Source organism: Polaromonas sp. P3_A5, from assembly GCF_056403055.1.
Genome location: NZ_JBFUGF010000004.1, coordinates 85,723 through 101,146, shown reverse-complemented (window position 1 = coordinate 101,146; position 15,424 = coordinate 85,723). Strand labels below are relative to the sequence as shown.

The following is a 15,424-nucleotide window of genomic DNA, read 5'->3' as shown; positions in this document are numbered from 1 at the left end:
CAGTCAGGGTTTTGTGGTGGTGGCGGCTGGCGACGAGCACCAGAACTCCGGTTGGCTGTAATGGTGTTTCAGAAAATCCAGCCAAAGGCGAACCCGCAGCGGCAAGTGTTTGCGTTGCGGAAATACGGCGTAAATACCGTTGGGCGGCGCGGCAAAATCCTCCAGCACCGCCACCAGCTGGCCGGCGGCAATTTCTGCCTCGACCTCCCAGGTGCTGCGCCAGGCAATGCCGTACCCTCCCAGGCACCAGTCATGCAGGACCTGGCCGTCCGAGCAGTCGAGCGGCCCGCCCGGCTTGAGATGGATCAATTCGTCCTGGACCCGGAACGCCCAGCCCCGCGTTTGCGAGGCGTCGCTGGACAGCGTCAGGCAGTCGAATTTCGCCAGCTCGCTGGGGTGCTGGGGCGTGCCGTGGCGGGCCAGGTAGACCGGCGTGGCCACGCACAGCCGGCGGTTGTCAGCCATGCGCACGCTCACCAGCGAAGAGTCCGGCATGTCGCCGACGCGCACTGCGCAGTCAAAACCCTCGCCGGCCAGATCAACCACCCGGTCGCTCAGGTTCAGCGAGATCGTGACATCGGCATGCACTTCGCGAAAGCGTGTGACCAGTGGCGCCACGTGGCGGCGGCCAAAGCCGGCCGGCGCGGTGATGCGCAGATGCCCGCTGGCCTTGACGCCGCCGGCCGAAACGCTGGCTTCGGCGTTGGCAAAATCAATCAGCAGGCGCTGGCAGTCTTCAAGAAAGGCGCTGCCTTCGTGTGTGAGCGTGATGCGCCGGGTGGTGCGTACCAACAGCTTGACGCCCAGGCGGCCTTCCAGTGCATCAAGCCGACGCCCCATGATGGCCGGCGCCACGCCTTCGGCGTTCGCGGCAGCGGTCAGGCTGCCGCGTGTCGCAACCGACACGAACGATTCAAGCTGCTTGAGTTTGTCCATGCTGGATTATGTCCATGAACGTCTGAAATCAGCCGTTTTTAGCATTGATTCCAACACTTCCCACCCAGGACGCACGGTGCGCGCGTCCTCTTACACTTTTTTAATAACTCAGCCGGGCCACCGATCGCAAGACGTCCGGTGTGGTGGTCGGCAGGCCAAAAAACTCGAGGTAGGCCGGGATCTGCTCGAACAGCATGTCGGACCCCACTTGCACCGTACAGCCACGCGCCTTGGCCGCTGCCAGAAACGCGGTCATCTCCGACTTCATGACCACTTCGCCCACAAAACTGTTGGCGGCGATACGTGAAACGTCCATGGGCAGCGGATCGCCTTCGTTCATGCCCATGGGCGTGGCGTTGACCACCAGGTCGTAACCCGCCGGGTCGTTTGAGCCTGTGAGGAGTTCCAGCGTTGCGTAATGCTGGCGCAGCCGCCCAGCCAGCGCCTGCGCGGAGGCCGCATTGACGTCGCACAGCCCTAGCGCGCGCGCGCCGGCCTTGGCCAGCGAAGCAGCGATTGCCGAGCCCACGCCGCCGCTGCCGACGACCAGGGCACGCTTGCCGCGCGGATCAAAGCCCTTGCGTTGCACGCCGCGCACAAACCCTTCCCCGTCGAACATGTCGCCCACGAGCTTGTCATTGGCGTCGCGTTTGACGGCATTGCAGGCGCCGGCGATGCGTACTGTGGGTGTGGCTTCGTCCAGCAAATCGACAGTCGTAACCTTGTGCGGCATGGTGATCAGCGCGCCGCGGAAATTCTCCAGGCAAGACACCGACCGCAGAAAGGCCGGGTAGTCTTCGGTCTTGCAACCCATGGGCACGACCACCGCGTTCACTCCCGCCTGTTCAAAGTAGGGGTTGTAGATCATCGGCGCCTTGAAAGAATGCGTCGGGTAGCCGATGTGGGCGATGAGTTCGGTATGGCCGTTGATCATGGAGGTTCCAGAAATTTGCAGTTAAAACCGCTGTTGAAAATAATGCCGAATGATCAGTGCTGACGGTCATTCGCCTGCAACAAAGATGCCTTTGACGATCAATACAGGCCAGGGGTGCCACCGCCGTCCACAGCGATGGCCGTACCTTGAATGTGGCGGGCACTCTCCGAACACAGGAATATCGCAAGTGCGGCGACATCCTCGGGTGTCCCCAGCCGGCTGAGTCCCTCGCGTGCGATTTGTGCCTGTCGTTCTTCTTCGACGGGCTTTCCGCTTGCGGCTGCACGCTGCTGAAACAGTTGCGCTACACGGCCGGTTTCAGTCAAGCCCGGAAGAATGGCGTTGACATTGACGCCGTCCCGCTTTCCAAGACCGGACAGGCCCTTGGTGAAGTTATGCATCGCAGCGTTGACCGACCCACCGATCAGGAAGCCCGGGTCGGGCGTACGGGCAGCGCCGCCAATGATGTTGACAACGTGCCCACCCGCAGTTTTCAGCATCGGCCAAAACAGGCGGCACAAGTTCACACAGCCGAAGAACTTCAATGCAAAGCCGTCATGCCATGCGTCCTCCGGAAGGTCCAGAAACGCACCGGCGCGCGTGGCACCCGCGGAATTGACCAACACGTCACAGCGTCCAAATTTTTCGGACACCAGGGTGAATACCGCTTTGCAACCTTCTTCGCCTCGAAGATCCGCAGCACATACCTCAGGGCGGAGTGCTCCAGTGCCTGCAATTGCATCTGTGGCAGTCTTCAGGTTCTCAATGGACGATGCGGCCAAAACGGTTTGCGCACCGCGTGCGGCAAACGCAGCGGCGATGCCATGGCCGATGCCCCGGCTGGCGCCACTTATAACGATGACTTTTCCAGCGAACTCCTGTGACATGGCCGCTCTCTTTCTGATGATTTACGAAACCCTTGCGGCATTGATCGCCGAAACAGCGGCGCGCAAAGCCAGCAGGTAGCTGTCAGCGCCAAAGCCGCAGATCTGCCCCTTGACGATTTCAGCGAACACCGACACATGGCGGAAAGGCTCGCGGGCATGGATGTTCGACATGTGAAGCTCGACAACCGGCACCGTGAGGATGGCCAGGGCGTCGCGGATGCCGTAGCTGTAATGCGTCCAGGCACCGGCGTTGATCAGCACGGCGTCGACCTTGTCGGTGAATGCCTGGTGAATCCGTTCGCACATGTCACATTCGCTGTTGGTCTGGAAATGTTCCACCTCGGCGCCGAGCTCCCGGCCCAAAGCCTGCAGGCTGGTGTTGATCTCGTCCAGCGTGATGGTGCCGTACTGCGCCGGGTCGCGTTTGCCGAACATGTTGTGGTTGATGCCGTGAAGCATGAGCACTTTCATGGTGATTTCTTTCCTGGTTGTTGACGTTGTTTGTCGTGGTTTGATTTGTATGTGGGAGGGTCGAGCTGCTTAACCAACGGGCAACTCGATCACCTGGCCGGTTTGGGCGGCCTGCGCGATGGCTTCGGTGATGCGCAGGTTCAGCAGGCCGTCGCGGGCACTGACCAGCGGCGGTGCTTCACCACGAATGACGGCGCCGAAGTGCTCCAGCTGGTGCTTGAGGGGATCGTCGCGCACCATGTCGGCCACGCTCTCGTCAAATGGCTTCCACCAGGAACGGTCTTCCGGGCTGGGATAGGTTTTCAGGCGCATGGTCGGAACCGACAGGCTTCCGTTGGTGCCCGAAATCACGTAGCAGTCTTCGTCGCCATAGCTTGGGTAGGCCTTGTTTTCCTGGGAGGTCTGCTCCCAGCTGCGCGCGCATGCGGCGGTGTCCGACAGCATGAAGCTGCCCAGCGCACCGTTGGCAAAACGCAGATTGATGGCCACCGTGTCTTCCACCGGAAAACCGCGTGTGGCATTGGAGGCAAAGGCCTGCACTGCCACGATGTCACCGCACAGCATGCGCAGGTTATGCACCTCGTGAATCATGTTCAGGAGGATGGGGCCGCCGCCGATCTCGCGGCGCCATGACGCGTCTTCGTAGTAGCGGTCGGGCTTGAAGAATGTGGCACTGCCCGTCACGGCAACCAGCTTGCCAAGTTTTCCCGAATCCACGATTTCTTTCGCTTTGGCCATGATGGGGCTGTGCGCGCGATGGTGGCCGATCAGTACCTTGGCGCCCGTCTCAGCGACCGCCTTGACCAGCTGCTCGCCTTCGGCCAGCGTGGGTGCAATGGGCTTTTCCAGCAGGATGGGCACCCCGGCCTTGATGCATTGCAGGGCCTGCGGCACATGCAGCTGGTTCGGCGTCGCAAGGATCACGCCGTCAGGGCGGTCCTTGCTGAGCAGCTCATCCAGCGATGGGTACAGCGGAACACCCGCCCTGGCGGCGATAGCCTTTGCCGCCGGCGCAGGATCGACAATGGCCGAAAGGACGCAGGTTGGGCTCTCTTGAGCCACATCCATGTGGGCCAGGCCGATGTAGCCGGCCCCTGCGACAGCGATGCGGATTTTGCTCATGAAGGAAAGATACCCGGAACCGGAATGAAAGAACAGGCCAGCCCGGCGCTCCGGTGCGCTGGGCCGGCCGGGGCGTGAAGTCCTATTTACGCAGTTTGGCGAGCTCTGCCTGCAGTGCGCCGACCACATCGGCACCCACGATGGCCGAGTGCTTCTCGATAACGGGCTTCATCTTCTCGCGGAATTTGGCCATTTCTGCGGGGCTGAACTCGCTGACCTGCATGCCGTTCTTCTTCAGGTTTTCGAGCGCGGTGCCGGACTGTTCACGCGAGGCCTTTCGCTGGTACGCAGCAGCTTCGGCGGCCGCATCCGAGAAGATTTTTTTCTCATCATTGCTCAGGGTGTCCCACAGCTTTTTGCTGACGATCACGGTTTGTGGGTTGTACTGGTGGTTGGTCACCGCCAGGTACTTTTGCACTTCATAGAACTTGTTCGCGTTGATGACCGTGAACGGGTTTTCATGGCCGTCAATGGCTTTCTGTTCCATCGCGGCATAGACCTCGGGAAAAGCCATGGGCGTCGGGTTGGCGCCCAGGGCGGTCACCCAATCGATGTTGATGGCATTGGGAATCACGCGCAGTTTCAGGCCGGCAATGTCGTCCACCTTGGTGATGGGGCGCTTGCTGTTGGTGATGTTGCGAAAACCGAGTTCCCAGTAGGCCAGCCCGTGGATGTTTTTGGCGTCAAGCCTGGAAAGCATCATTTTCCCGAAAGGCCCATCCACCACGGCATCGGCTTCCTGCGAGCTTGCAAACATGAACGGAAAATCGAAAACGGCAAATTCCTTGGCCTGGCTGGCCAGGATGCCGGAATTCATCACCACCATTTCCAGCGTGCCGCCTTGCAGCGCGGAGATGTTCGGTGCATCGCCGCCCAGCACACCGCCGGGGAAGAGGTTGACCTTGATCTTGCCGCCCGATTTCGCTGCCACGGTTTCAGCGAATTTTTTCATGCCCAGCACAATCGGGTGGCCGTCCGGGTTTTGCGTGGCGAACTTGACGGTGCGTTCCTTGATGTCCTGGGCTGAGGCCATGCCGAAGGCCGCCAGGGCGACGGTAGCGAGGACGGATTTGATAAACAGGCGTTTCATGGTTGTCTCCGGTTTTTTGAGGGGATGAGGTGTCACGGTACGCTTTGACGTGGCTGCCGGCCGTGGCGTACCCAGCACGCCCGGCAGCGCGGAAAGTTGTCAGCCGCCGTAGAACCAGCGCGCCGGAATGATGACGATTTGCGGGAAAGCCACCATCAGGAACATGATGGCGAACTGGGCCCACATAAAGGGCAACACGCCCTTGGTGACTTCGTCCATGCTCACCTTGCCCACCCCGGCCACCGTGTTCAGCACCGTGCCCACCGGCGGGGTGATCAGCCCGATGGCGTTGTTGATGATGAACAACACGCCAAAGTACACCGGGTCAATGCCGGCGGCCTTGACGACCGGCATGAGCACCGGCGTCAGCAGCAAGATGGTGGGTGTCATGTCCAGCGCGGTTCCCACCACCATCACCAGCACCATGATGGCCAGCATCAGCAACTTCGGGCTGTCCAGAAGCGGCTGCAGCAGGGCAACCACCTGGCCCGGTATCTGCGCCACCGTGATCAGCCAGGCCGACACCATGGCCGCGGCCACCAGGAACATCACGATCGCGCTGGTCTTGGCGGCGCCCACGAACAGCGGATAGAGCTTCCTCAGCGTGAGCTCCTTGTAGATTAGTACGGAAACCAGCGTTGCGTACACCGCGGCAACCACAGCGGCCTCGGTCGGCGTGAAGATGCCGAACTTCAGGCCGAACACCACAATCAGCGGCAGCACCAGCGCCCAGGTCGACTCCTTCAACGCCACCAGGACTTCTGCACGGCTCTTGCGCGGCGGGGCTTTCACCACTTCCTTGCGCACCAGCCACCACCAGGTGAGCCACAGCGACAACCCCAGCAAGAGACCGGGAAAGATGCCGGCCAGGAACAATTTGGAAATTGACACATTGGCTGCCACACCGAAGATGACAAAGGCAATCGAAGGCGGGATGACCGGCGCGATAATGCCCGCCGATGCGATCAGCCCTGCGGAGCGCGCCTTGTCATGGCCGGCGGCCACCATCATGGGCAGCAAAAGCGACGCCAGCGCAGCCGCATCGGCCACGGCAGAGCCCGACAGCGCCGCCATGATGACTGCCGCCACAATCGTGACATAGCCCAGGCCGCCCTTGATGTGGCCGACCAGGGCCATGGCGAGGTTGACGATGCGGCGCGACAGGCCACCTGCGTTCATGACCTCGCCGGCGAGCATGAAAAAGGGCACGGCCAGCAGCGGAAAGCTGTCGGCGCCGTTCACGACGTTCTGTGCCAGGATCTGCGCGTCAAACATGTCGAGGTGCCACATCAGCGCCGCGCCGCACAGCAGCAATGAAAACGCGATCGGGATGCCCAGCGCCATGGCGGCAAGCAGCGATCCGAGGAATATAGCGATGGTCATGCCGGACCTCCTTCATGCGGCTGGTCTTCGGATTCCCTGATCATCATCAGCTCACCGTCCCCGGTCTTGCCGCTGAGCAGCCGGACCAGGTCCCGCAGCAGCAACAGGCCGCCGAGCACGGCGAACACCATGCCCGAGCCGTAGAACCAGCTCATGGACACTTCCATCACGGCACTGGTGGTGGTCCAGTTGATCTTGACCTGCTCCCACGCACCACGGAACATCAGCCAACAGGCAAAAAGCATGAGCAGGTAACTGATGCCGAGGCAAATTTTCTTGCCCCTGGGGCCCAGGCGACCCACCAGCATGTCGGTGCCCAGATGCCCGCGCTCGTTGATCGCCACCACGGCACCGAGAAAGGTCAGCCAGACGAACAGCCAGCGAGACAGCTCCTCTGACAGATTGATGCCCGAGTTGAAGCCATAGCGCAACACCACGTTGCCGAACACCAGCACCACCATCAGCGCCAGGAACAGCGCAATCACGCCGTCCAGCACCCGGCAAAACCGGTCTATCCACTTGTCCATGTTGTCTCCTTTTTATGCGTGGCTGCGCGCGCAGCCGTCCAGCCCTGAGCCTGTTGAAGATTGCTTTAATCCATAATGTACGAACTAGTTAGTTTTAAACGAATCGGTAGAAACCCGACATGCCGGCCCCTGGCCGGCGCGATCCGGAAGTTACTTGCGCACGAAGCGCACGATCATTTCGATGATGCTGTCGCGCCGCGCCGTCATGGCGCGCCCCGACTGGGTGTCGCTCTTGAAGATCAGTCCGAAGGTGTGCTGGTTGGAGACATTGAAGAATGTCAGCGCAGAAATCGACGCATGGATGTCGATCGGGTCCAGGCCTATGCGAAATATGCCCGCCGCCACGCCGCGCTCGTAAAGCTTGCGGATGGCATCGATGGCCGGCACATTGAGCTGCTGGATGATCTTGCTTTGGGCCAGGTAGCTGCCGCGCTCCATGTTCTCGGACATCACCAGCCGGATATAGCCCGGATTGCTGTGGTGATGGTCGAAGGTAAAGCCCACCAGGCGGCGCAGCGCATCTTCCGGCAGCAGGTCTTCCAGGTGCAGTTCCGCCTCGATGCTGCGCATGCGCCGGTACGACTCCTCCAGCACGGCGAGGTACAGCCCCTCTTTGCTGCCGAAGTAGTAATAGATCATGCGCTTGCTGGTCTTGGTGGCCGCCGCGATCTCGTCGATGCGCGCGCCGCTCAGGCCCTTCTCGGCGAATTCGGCCGTTGCCACTTCGAGGATGCCGGCCATCGTGCGTGCCGGGTCGTTGGTGCGCGTGGCCGTCTGCACAGCCGGGGCCTTGCTTTTGCGCCCACGCACCTTGGTCGAAGCTGCCTGCGAATGTACTGTTTCGTCCATTCGCGCAGTATAGGGGGCAGGCTGAGGTCATGTCATACCAGCGCAATGGTGATGCGTTCAATCGCAGCGCGTGTATCGGGCCGCACGCCGCGCCACCATGCAAAGGCTTCGGCTGCCTGCTCCACCAGCATGCCCACGCCATCGGCCAGCCGCCGGGTTCCCGCGTTTTGCGCCAGGCGCAAAAACGGCGTGAGCCCTTTTCCGTACGCCAGTTCGTAGGCCAGGCAACCAGGAGCAAACACGCTTGCCGGCACCGGCGGCAGTTCGGCGCGCAGGCTTGCCGAGGTGGCATTGAACACCACGTCAAAGGTTTGCCCCGCCAGATCCGGATAGCCGCAGCCGCGGACGTTTGCCTGGGCCGCGCCCATGGCCTGCAGTTCATGTGCCCTGGCAACCGTGCGGTTGGCAATCACCAGTTCGGCCGGGGCCTGCGCCAGAAACGGCAGCAACGCGCCCCGGGCCGCTCCGCCGGCGCCCAGCAGCAGCACGCGTTTGCCTTGCAGCTGGCAGCCCAGGTTGTGCGTGACGTCGCGCACCAGGCCCACGCCGTCGAAGTTTTCGGCAACCACGCGTGTGCCGTCAAACCTCATGGCATTGGCCGCCCCCGCGAGCTGCGCCCGCTCTGAGCGTTCGGTGGCATAGGCAAAGGCGTCGAGCTTGAAGGGCGCGGTAATGTTCATGCCTTTGCCGCCCAGGGCGCGGAAGGCATCAACGGCCCCGGTGAATCCGCCTGGCGGCCCTTCGATGGCCGTGTATTCCATGTCCTGCCCGCTAGCCTGCGCGAACATGCCGTGGATCAGCGGCGATTTGCTGAATCCTATCGGGTTGCCGATGACGGCATAGCGGTCGGTCATGGCTGCACCTCTGCATACAGCACGCCGTCGTGCTCCATCGCCTCAATGTCGGCAGCGCTATAACCAACGCTCGCGGCGATCTCGCGGTTGTGTTGACCCATGCCGGGTGCAACGCAGGCAGGTGAGGTGTCGCACTCCGAAAACCTGAAAGGCAGGTTGGGCAGGCGGATCTTGCCCAGCACCGGGTGGTCCTGCTCAATCACCATGTTGCGCGCCTGAATTTGCGGATCGTTCAGCACTTCCTCGATGTTCTGCACCTTGGCGCAGGGCACGTCAATCGCATCCAGCGCAGCCAGGCACTCGGCCACAGTACGGCCCGCTACCCAGGCTTTCGCCAGGGCAAGTATTTCGGTGCGGTTTTCGTTGCGCCCTGCGGCGCTGTGAAAGCGCGCGTCAAGCGCCAGAGCTTCGCCGCCTATCAGCAAAGCAAAACGCTTCCATGCGTCGTCGACCTGCGCGGCAATCACGAGGTAACCGTTGCTGGCGGCAAATACGCCGTACAACGTGCTTTGAGGCATGTCGTGGCCGGTTTGCTGCGGAATTTCCTTGCCGCCTGAGAGGGTGTAACACTGCACCGCATAGTCATGCATGGACACCAGGCAGTCGTAGAGGGACAAGTCAATATGCTGACCCCTGCCCGACTTGATGCGGCCCAGCAGTGCGGCACATACCGCCGCCACGCCGTGGATGCCGGTGTACATGTCGCCCAGTGAAACGCGCAGCAGCGGCGGCACGCCGCCGGGCTCGCCGACCATGGCCATGATGCCGCTCTTGGCCTCGGCAATCAGGCCGAAGCCGGCACGGTGCGCGTCGGGGCCGGTATGGCCATAGGCGGAGATCGAGCAGTACACCAGGCCAGGGTTGCGCCGGGACAGCTCTTCGTAGCCCAAGCCGAGCTTTTTCAACGCACCGGGGCGGTAGTTCTCGACGAACACGTCAGCTGTGTCGGTGAGCTTGTGCATCATTTCCAGGCCGCGCGGGTCCTTGAGGTTGATGCACAAGCCCTTCTTGCCCATGTTCTGCTGCAAAAAGTAGCCGCTTTGTCCCTTGATGAAGTAAGCGTGAGCGCGTCCCGCATCCCCGTCCCTGGGCCGCTCGACCTTGATGACGTCTGCACCCATCGCTGCCAGGCAGCGCGACAAATAGGGCCCGGCCAGGAAATGGCTGTAATCGACGACGCGGATGCCCGCCAGCGGCAGCGCTTGGGTAGTTTTATTCATAAAAACCTGAATTCATCTTTGTATATCGGGCGCAAGCAGCTATGTTTTTGATAGCAAATCATTTTTCAGATGATGGCCGGCGCGGCACCATCAGGCGGTGCTCGCCCTTTTGCACCACCTGCCCGGCCTGGTTGATCAGCTCGGCCGGCAGCACCACGATGCCCCAGCCCGGCCTGCTTTTGGAGGGCCGCATGCTGGCCACACGAAATTTCATGTGCAGCGTGTCATTGATCTTGATCGGCAGCAGGAAGTCCCAGGTCCAGCCCAGCGACATGCCGGGCAGGAAGCGGTATTCGCTCTGGGTTTTCAGGCCGTCGGCAACCGACAGCCCCATCAGGCCGTGCGCAACACGGCAGCCGAAGTGCGAGGCATTGGCGTAGGCTTCATCCACATGCACGGGCGTGAAGTCGCCCGTGAGTTCGGCGTAGGCATCGATGCGCGCGGCGGTGAAGGTGTAGGACGGGCTGGTGCACTCGTCGCCGACCTGGGCGTCGTCCCAGTATTTTTCCGGCGTGGCGAACTGGATGTTGGGGTTGGGCATGAGGCGCCTTTCAGGCAGTGGTGGCTCTGGGATTGACTGCCAATACAGCAGACACGCAGCCGGTGCTGGCCTGGATCAGCTCGACGGCCAGGCCATCGGGCAGTTGCAGCCAGTTGCGGCCCTGGGGCAGTTGCTTCACGCCCCATGTCTTCGCCCCGGCCAAGGCGGCCTCCAGGTCGTCCACCATGATGCCCAGATGCGCCAGCCAGCCGGCGTCGTTCGACGGCGGCGCTGCAAAGCCTGGCGTACTCATGAGCTGCAGGCCGCCGATCGTCCAGTACTGGTGCGGTGCATCGGCGGGTCCGTCGATCTCGCGCACATCCATGCCCAGCACCTCCAGGAAGAAGTTGATATGCCACCGGATGTCTTTGACGCGCACCGCAACGTGTTCTACATAGGATTTTTGTTTGTGGGGGGCCAAGGTGTGCTCTTTTGAATCGCGTTGACGCGGCTGTGCGCGCTCAATACCCTTGATGCAGGCCACCAGGGCCTGGTTGACGGGTGTGGGTACGCCGCATTTCGCGCCCTGGCGCACCACCGCGCCGTTCACAAAGTCGATCTCGGTGATGGAGCCCTTCTCCAGGCTTTGCAGCATCGAGGTCTTGAACGCGTAGGGCAGGCCTTCGCCCGCCTTGACCCACGGCTGGCGCGGGTCAGTGGTGGCGAGCGTGATGCCGCTGGTTTGTGCCACCGCCATCGCTTCGGCCACGGCCGCAATGCCGCAGGCCTCAAGCTCAGGCACTTGGTACATATCGCCGTAGGTCAGGCGCGTGATGGCGCTCACGGCGCCGGTGGCCACATTGACCAGCAGCTTGTCCCAGATGGTGCCGATGATGTTGCGGCTGACGATGGTGTCGAGCCCGGCGGCGTTGAAGGCGGCGGCGATGCGCTGCACGCGCTCCGTGATGCGGCCATCCAGTTCACCCAGGTGGGTGTCCTTGCCGCGCGTTCCAATCAGCACATGCCCGGCGCCGAGCTGCGTGCCGCCCGCATAGGTTTTGCCGGCCAGCACGCGCTCGCGGCCCACGATGCTGCCCAGGATGTCTTCGTGTCCCAGCCCGTTTTGCAGTGACAGCACCACCGTGTCCGGCCCCAGCAGCGACAGGGCTGCCTCCATGGCCGGGCGGGTGTCGAAGGACTTGACCAGCACGATCACCAGGTCCACCGCACCGGTGTTCATGGCCACGCCTGCGGCGGAGGTCGCGGCATGCACCTGCACGCAGCGGTCTACACCGCCGTCGCGCAGGATCAGCCCGCGGCTGTTCATGGCCTCGACCTGGGCAGCATTGCGGTTGATGAGCCAGACCTCGTGACCAGCCTCCGTCAGCACGCCGCCTAGTGCACAGCCCAGCGCGCCGGCGCCCAGAACACAAATCTTCACTGCACAACTCCTTCGTGATTCAGGAGCGAATTCTGGGTGGGTCCGACCATGTCGTCCATGCAATAAGGGCAATACCAATCATTGCGTATCACAATAGAGGTATGGAAAAGGACCTGGATCTGCTGGACATCAAGCTGCTGCGGCTGCTGGACCAGCTCTACACCACCCGCAGCGTCACCCGGTCGGCCGAGGCCTTGGGGCAAAGCCAGCCCACGGTCAGCATCTGGCTGGCGCGCCTGCGCAAGCAGCTTGGCGACCCGCTGTTTGTGCGCACGGCCGAGGGCATGCTGCCCACGCCGCGCACCGATATGCTGATTGCCACGGTGCGCGAGGTGCTGGGCGGATTGCAGCGACTGGCCCAGTCAGAGGCTGCCTTTGAACCGTCTACGGCGCAGCGGCGCTTTCGCATCTGTATGACCGACGCCAGCCACGTCACGCTGTTGCCCCGGCTGCTGTCCCACGTGCGGGCGGTGGCGCCGGGCGTGGCGCTGGAAGCCGCGCGTATCGATGCCGGCCTGGCGCATGCCCTGCAAGCAGGTGAGGCCGATCTTGCCGTCGGCTTTCTGCCCTGGCTCGACACGGGCTTCTACCAGCAGACGCTGTACGGCCAGGACTGGATTTGCCTGGCCAATGCCCGGCATCCGCGGGTGGGCAGCGAATTGGGTGCCGACTGGAGCCTGGCTGTCTACCAGGCCGAGGCGCACATCGGCATCAGTTCCGGCACCGGCTACCAGCTGCTGGACAGCGCCCTGGCGTCACAAAACATCTCGCGCCGCGTGTTGCTGGAGCTGCCGGGCTTTCTGGGCCTCTCGGCCATTTTGTCCACCACCGACCTGATCGCCACGCTGCCGCGCCACATCGGCGAAACCCTGGCCCGCGCCGCCGGCCTCCAGGTGCTGCCCTGCCCGCTGGCGATTCCCGGATTTACCGTGAAGCAACACTGGCATGCCCGCTACCACCACGACCCGGCCTCCCGCTGGCTGCGCAGCGTGTGTGCCGAGTTGTTTATGAAAAATGCCACCAGCCCTTTATAGCTGTGCGCGAGCAGCTACATTTTTTATAGCAACAAAACTCAGCGCGTCACCCGGTTGGCTTGCAGAGCCTGGATGGCGTCGTCGTCATAACCGAGCTCCCGCAGCAGTTCGCGCGTGTGCTCGCCCAGCCTGGGCGGGTTCAGGCGCACCCCGGGACGTTTGCCGCCCAGGGTCAGCGGCAGCAGGACGGTGGCGCTTGTTTGCCCGGTGCGGGCGCCGTCGGTCAAGGTGATGGGCGCCAGCCCGCCCGTGGCCTTGAGATGCGGGTCGTCAAACAGATCCTGCGGCCGCGTGATGGGCGCAAACGGCAGTGCATGTTTTTCGAACACGGCGCCCAGTTCAGCCGCGCTGTGCTCCGCCAGGTGCGAACGCAGCAGGGGCATCAGCCACTCGCGCGCAAGTACCCGGTCGTTGTTGGTCAGCAGCCGTGCGTCGGCCCGCAGGTCTTGCAGCCCAAAAGCCCCGCAAAAAATGGCCCACTGCGTGTCGCTGACCACTGCCAGGAAAATCTGCTCGCCGTCCCTGACCGTGAACACGTCGTAAATCGCCCAGGCCGAAATGCGGCTCGGCATGGGCGCGGCAGGCTGCCCCGTCACCGCGAACTGCATCATGTGCTGGGCGACCAGGAAAACATTGTTTTCAAACAGCGCGGCCTGCACTTCCTGGCCCTTGCCCGTCTTCTCTCGCGCGGCCAGCGCGGCCATGGCGCCGATGGCGCCGAACATGCCGCCCATGATGTCGTTGACACTGCTGCCGGCGCGCAGCGGGTCGCCGGCGCGGCCCGTCATGTAGGCCAGGCCGCCCATCATCTGCACCACTTCATCGAGGGCGGTGCGATGGTCGTAAGGGCCGGGCAAAAAGCCTTTGTGGCTTACATAGATCAAGCGCTCGTTGAGCTGCGAGAGGCTGGCGTAATCCAGGCCAAGCTTCTTCATGGTGCCGGGCTTGAAGTTTTCGCTCACGATGTCGGCGGTGGCAACCAGCTTGAGCACCAGCTCGCGGCCCTCGGGGGTCTGCAGGTCGACGGCGATGCTTTTTTTGTTGCGATTGAACAGGGGGAAAAATCCCGCACCGGAGCCGAGCAGCTTGCGGGTGTTGTCCCCCGAGATCGGCTCGACCTTGATGACCTCGGCCCCCAGGTCGGCCAGCAGCATGCCGCAGGTCGGCCCCATGACCATATGGGTGAATTCGACGACACGCAGCCCTGCATAGGGCAGGCTTTGTTCGCCGGATACGCTGGCTTCAGGCATGCAAACGTCCTTGTACAAAATCTTTGGGGAGGCCCGCCTCGGGTGTCATGCCATAAAGCGGTTCGCCCGGCAATCCGGCCTTGAGCGGCTCGCGCGCAGCCATCAACTTGACGAGATCCGCTCCCGTGGAAATACCCATGGCCTCAAACATGAAAACCAGGTCTTCAGTGACCACATTGCCTGACGCGCCCGGTGCATAGGGGCAGCCACCCAGGCCGCCCAGCGAAGCATCGAAGGTGCGCACGCCCTCTTCATACGCAGCCAGGCAGTTGGCCAAGCCCAGTCCGCGCGTGTTGTGCATGTGCGCGGCGCCTGCCTTGTCGCCAAGCTCGGCGCGCAGGCGCCTGAAGAGGCGGCGCACCTGCGCGGGGTTGGCATAGCCGACCGTGTCCGACAAACCCGACTCATCCGCGCCGGCGGCAACACATTGCGCGGCCAGGCGGATCACGTCGTCCTCAGGCACTACGCCCTGCAGCGTGCAGCCGAAAGCCGTGGAGATGGCGGCCTCGAGTTTTACCTGTGGTGCAAGCTTACGGCGCAGGCCGGCAATGGCCCGCACCTCTTCGACCATCTCTTCGCGCGTCTTGCGCACATTGGCCAGCGAATGCGCCGCGCTGGCCGACACCGGCATGGTCAGCTTGTGCACGCCGGCCTGCAGCGCTGCTTCAGCGCCGCGGCGGTTGGGCACCAGCGCCATCACGGTGAGGCCGGGCAAGGTGAGCGCGTGCCGTACCACCTCCGCCACATCGGCCATTTGCGGCAGCAACCTGGCGGGAACAAACGAACCCACTTCAATCTCGCGAAGGCCGGCCGCGTGCAGGGCGGTGATCCAGCGCAATTTGTCGGCGGTCGCCATCGTGCGGGAAACGCTTTGAAGACCATCGCGTGGGCCGACTTCGCTGAGCAGCACCTGGCTGGGCTGGGTGTTTTGCATCATTCCCGATA

The 15,424-nt window shown here is 62.7% G+C and carries 16 protein-coding genes and 1 pseudogene; 1 reads left to right on the top strand and 16 read right to left on the bottom strand.

The genetic code is table 11. From position 1 onward, the window contains the following. Positions 1 to 3: 3 nt before the first annotated feature. The 14 genes and pseudogenes from AC1DU8_RS21735 to AC1DU8_RS21670 all read right to left on the bottom strand — a co-directional run. Entirely contained in the window at positions 4 to 936 is a 933-nt protein-coding gene (locus tag AC1DU8_RS21735) for a LysR family transcriptional regulator (RefSeq protein WP_457282367.1), read from the bottom strand. Between the two features lie 100 nt (positions 937 to 1,036). After that, a complete protein-coding gene (locus tag AC1DU8_RS21730) occupies positions 1,037 to 1,870 on the bottom strand; it encodes a shikimate dehydrogenase family protein (RefSeq protein WP_477666923.1) in 834 nt (277 codons plus the stop codon). Between the two features lie 98 nt (positions 1,871 to 1,968). After that, positions 1,969 to 2,757: an SDR family oxidoreductase gene (locus AC1DU8_RS21725; RefSeq protein ID WP_477727233.1), complete on the bottom strand. Its 789-nt coding sequence runs from the start codon at positions 2,755 to 2,757 to the stop codon at positions 1,969 to 1,971. Positions 2,758 to 2,778: 21 nt separating this feature from the next. After that, positions 2,779 to 3,228 carry a type II 3-dehydroquinate dehydratase gene (aroQ, locus tag AC1DU8_RS21720; RefSeq protein WP_477647179.1) on the bottom strand — a complete coding sequence of 150 codons (450 nt, stop codon included), beginning with the start codon at positions 3,226 to 3,228 and terminating at the stop codon, positions 2,779 to 2,781. 69 nt (positions 3,229 to 3,297) lie between these two features. Then, positions 3,298 to 4,350, bottom strand: a complete 1,053-nt coding sequence (locus tag AC1DU8_RS21715) for a Gfo/Idh/MocA family protein (RefSeq protein WP_477690212.1) — start codon at positions 4,348 to 4,350, stop codon at positions 3,298 to 3,300. Positions 4,351 to 4,432: 82 nt separating this feature from the next. Continuing rightward, positions 4,433 to 5,440 carry a TRAP transporter substrate-binding protein gene (locus AC1DU8_RS21710; protein WP_477690211.1) on the bottom strand — a complete coding sequence of 336 codons (1,008 nt, stop codon included), beginning with the start codon at positions 5,438 to 5,440 and terminating at the stop codon, positions 4,433 to 4,435. A 99-nt stretch (positions 5,441 to 5,539) separates the two neighbouring features. Continuing rightward, on the bottom strand, positions 5,540 to 6,823 hold the full coding sequence (locus tag AC1DU8_RS21705; RefSeq protein ID WP_477666921.1) for a TRAP transporter large permease subunit: 1,284 nt from the start codon (positions 6,821 to 6,823) through the stop codon (positions 5,540 to 5,542). Continuing rightward, the gene (locus AC1DU8_RS21700; RefSeq protein ID WP_457282360.1) at positions 6,820 to 7,350 is read right to left on the bottom strand and encodes a TRAP transporter small permease; all 531 of its coding nucleotides are present in this window, start codon (positions 7,348 to 7,350) and stop codon (positions 6,820 to 6,822) included. Before AC1DU8_RS21700 ends, AC1DU8_RS21705 begins: the two co-directional genes overlap by 4 nt. A 150-nt stretch (positions 7,351 to 7,500) precedes the next feature. Continuing rightward, on the bottom strand, positions 7,501 to 8,199 hold the full coding sequence (locus AC1DU8_RS21695) for a TetR family transcriptional regulator (RefSeq protein ID WP_457282359.1): 699 nt from the start codon (positions 8,197 to 8,199) through the stop codon (positions 7,501 to 7,503). A gap of 32 nt (positions 8,200 to 8,231) precedes the next feature. After that, positions 8,232 to 9,053 (bottom strand): shikimate dehydrogenase, encoded by an 822-nt coding sequence (gene aroE, locus AC1DU8_RS21690; protein WP_477690209.1) that lies wholly within the window; start codon positions 9,051 to 9,053, stop codon positions 8,232 to 8,234. Continuing rightward, the gene (locus tag AC1DU8_RS21685) at positions 9,050 to 10,273 is read right to left on the bottom strand and encodes a CaiB/BaiF CoA transferase family protein (protein WP_477727232.1); all 1,224 of its coding nucleotides are present in this window, start codon (positions 10,271 to 10,273) and stop codon (positions 9,050 to 9,052) included. Before AC1DU8_RS21685 ends, aroE begins: the two co-directional genes overlap by 4 nt. Before the next feature lie 58 nt (positions 10,274 to 10,331). Further along, complete coding sequence (locus AC1DU8_RS21680) at positions 10,332 to 10,814, bottom strand: MaoC family dehydratase (RefSeq protein ID WP_477690207.1); 483 nt, start codon at positions 10,812 to 10,814, stop codon at positions 10,332 to 10,334. A gap of 10 nt (positions 10,815 to 10,824) precedes the next feature. Further along, positions 10,825 to 11,235, bottom strand: coding sequence for a VOC family protein (locus AC1DU8_RS21675; RefSeq protein WP_457282454.1), 411 nt, complete (start codon positions 11,233 to 11,235; stop codon positions 10,825 to 10,827). Positions 11,236 to 11,253: 18 nt separating this feature from the next. Continuing rightward, positions 11,254 to 12,195: pseudogene (locus AC1DU8_RS21670) on the bottom strand (ketopantoate reductase family protein); the annotation flags it as partial. Between the two features lie 101 nt (positions 12,196 to 12,296). Here AC1DU8_RS21670 and AC1DU8_RS21665 point away from each other — a divergent pair. After that, positions 12,297 to 13,229, top strand: a complete 933-nt coding sequence (locus AC1DU8_RS21665) for a LysR family transcriptional regulator (protein ID WP_477701594.1) — start codon at positions 12,297 to 12,299, stop codon at positions 13,227 to 13,229. Positions 13,230 to 13,267: 38 nt separating this feature from the next. On the opposite strand, the gene AC1DU8_RS21660 is transcribed toward AC1DU8_RS21665, so the two are convergent. Then, positions 13,268 to 14,479, bottom strand: a complete 1,212-nt coding sequence (locus tag AC1DU8_RS21660; protein ID WP_477701593.1) for a CaiB/BaiF CoA transferase family protein — start codon at positions 14,477 to 14,479, stop codon at positions 13,268 to 13,270. Then, positions 14,472 to 15,416: a hydroxymethylglutaryl-CoA lyase gene (locus AC1DU8_RS21655; protein ID WP_477701592.1), complete on the bottom strand. Its 945-nt coding sequence runs from the start codon at positions 15,414 to 15,416 to the stop codon at positions 14,472 to 14,474. Before AC1DU8_RS21655 ends, AC1DU8_RS21660 begins: the two co-directional genes overlap by 8 nt. Between the last annotated feature and the right edge of the window lie 8 nt (positions 15,417 to 15,424).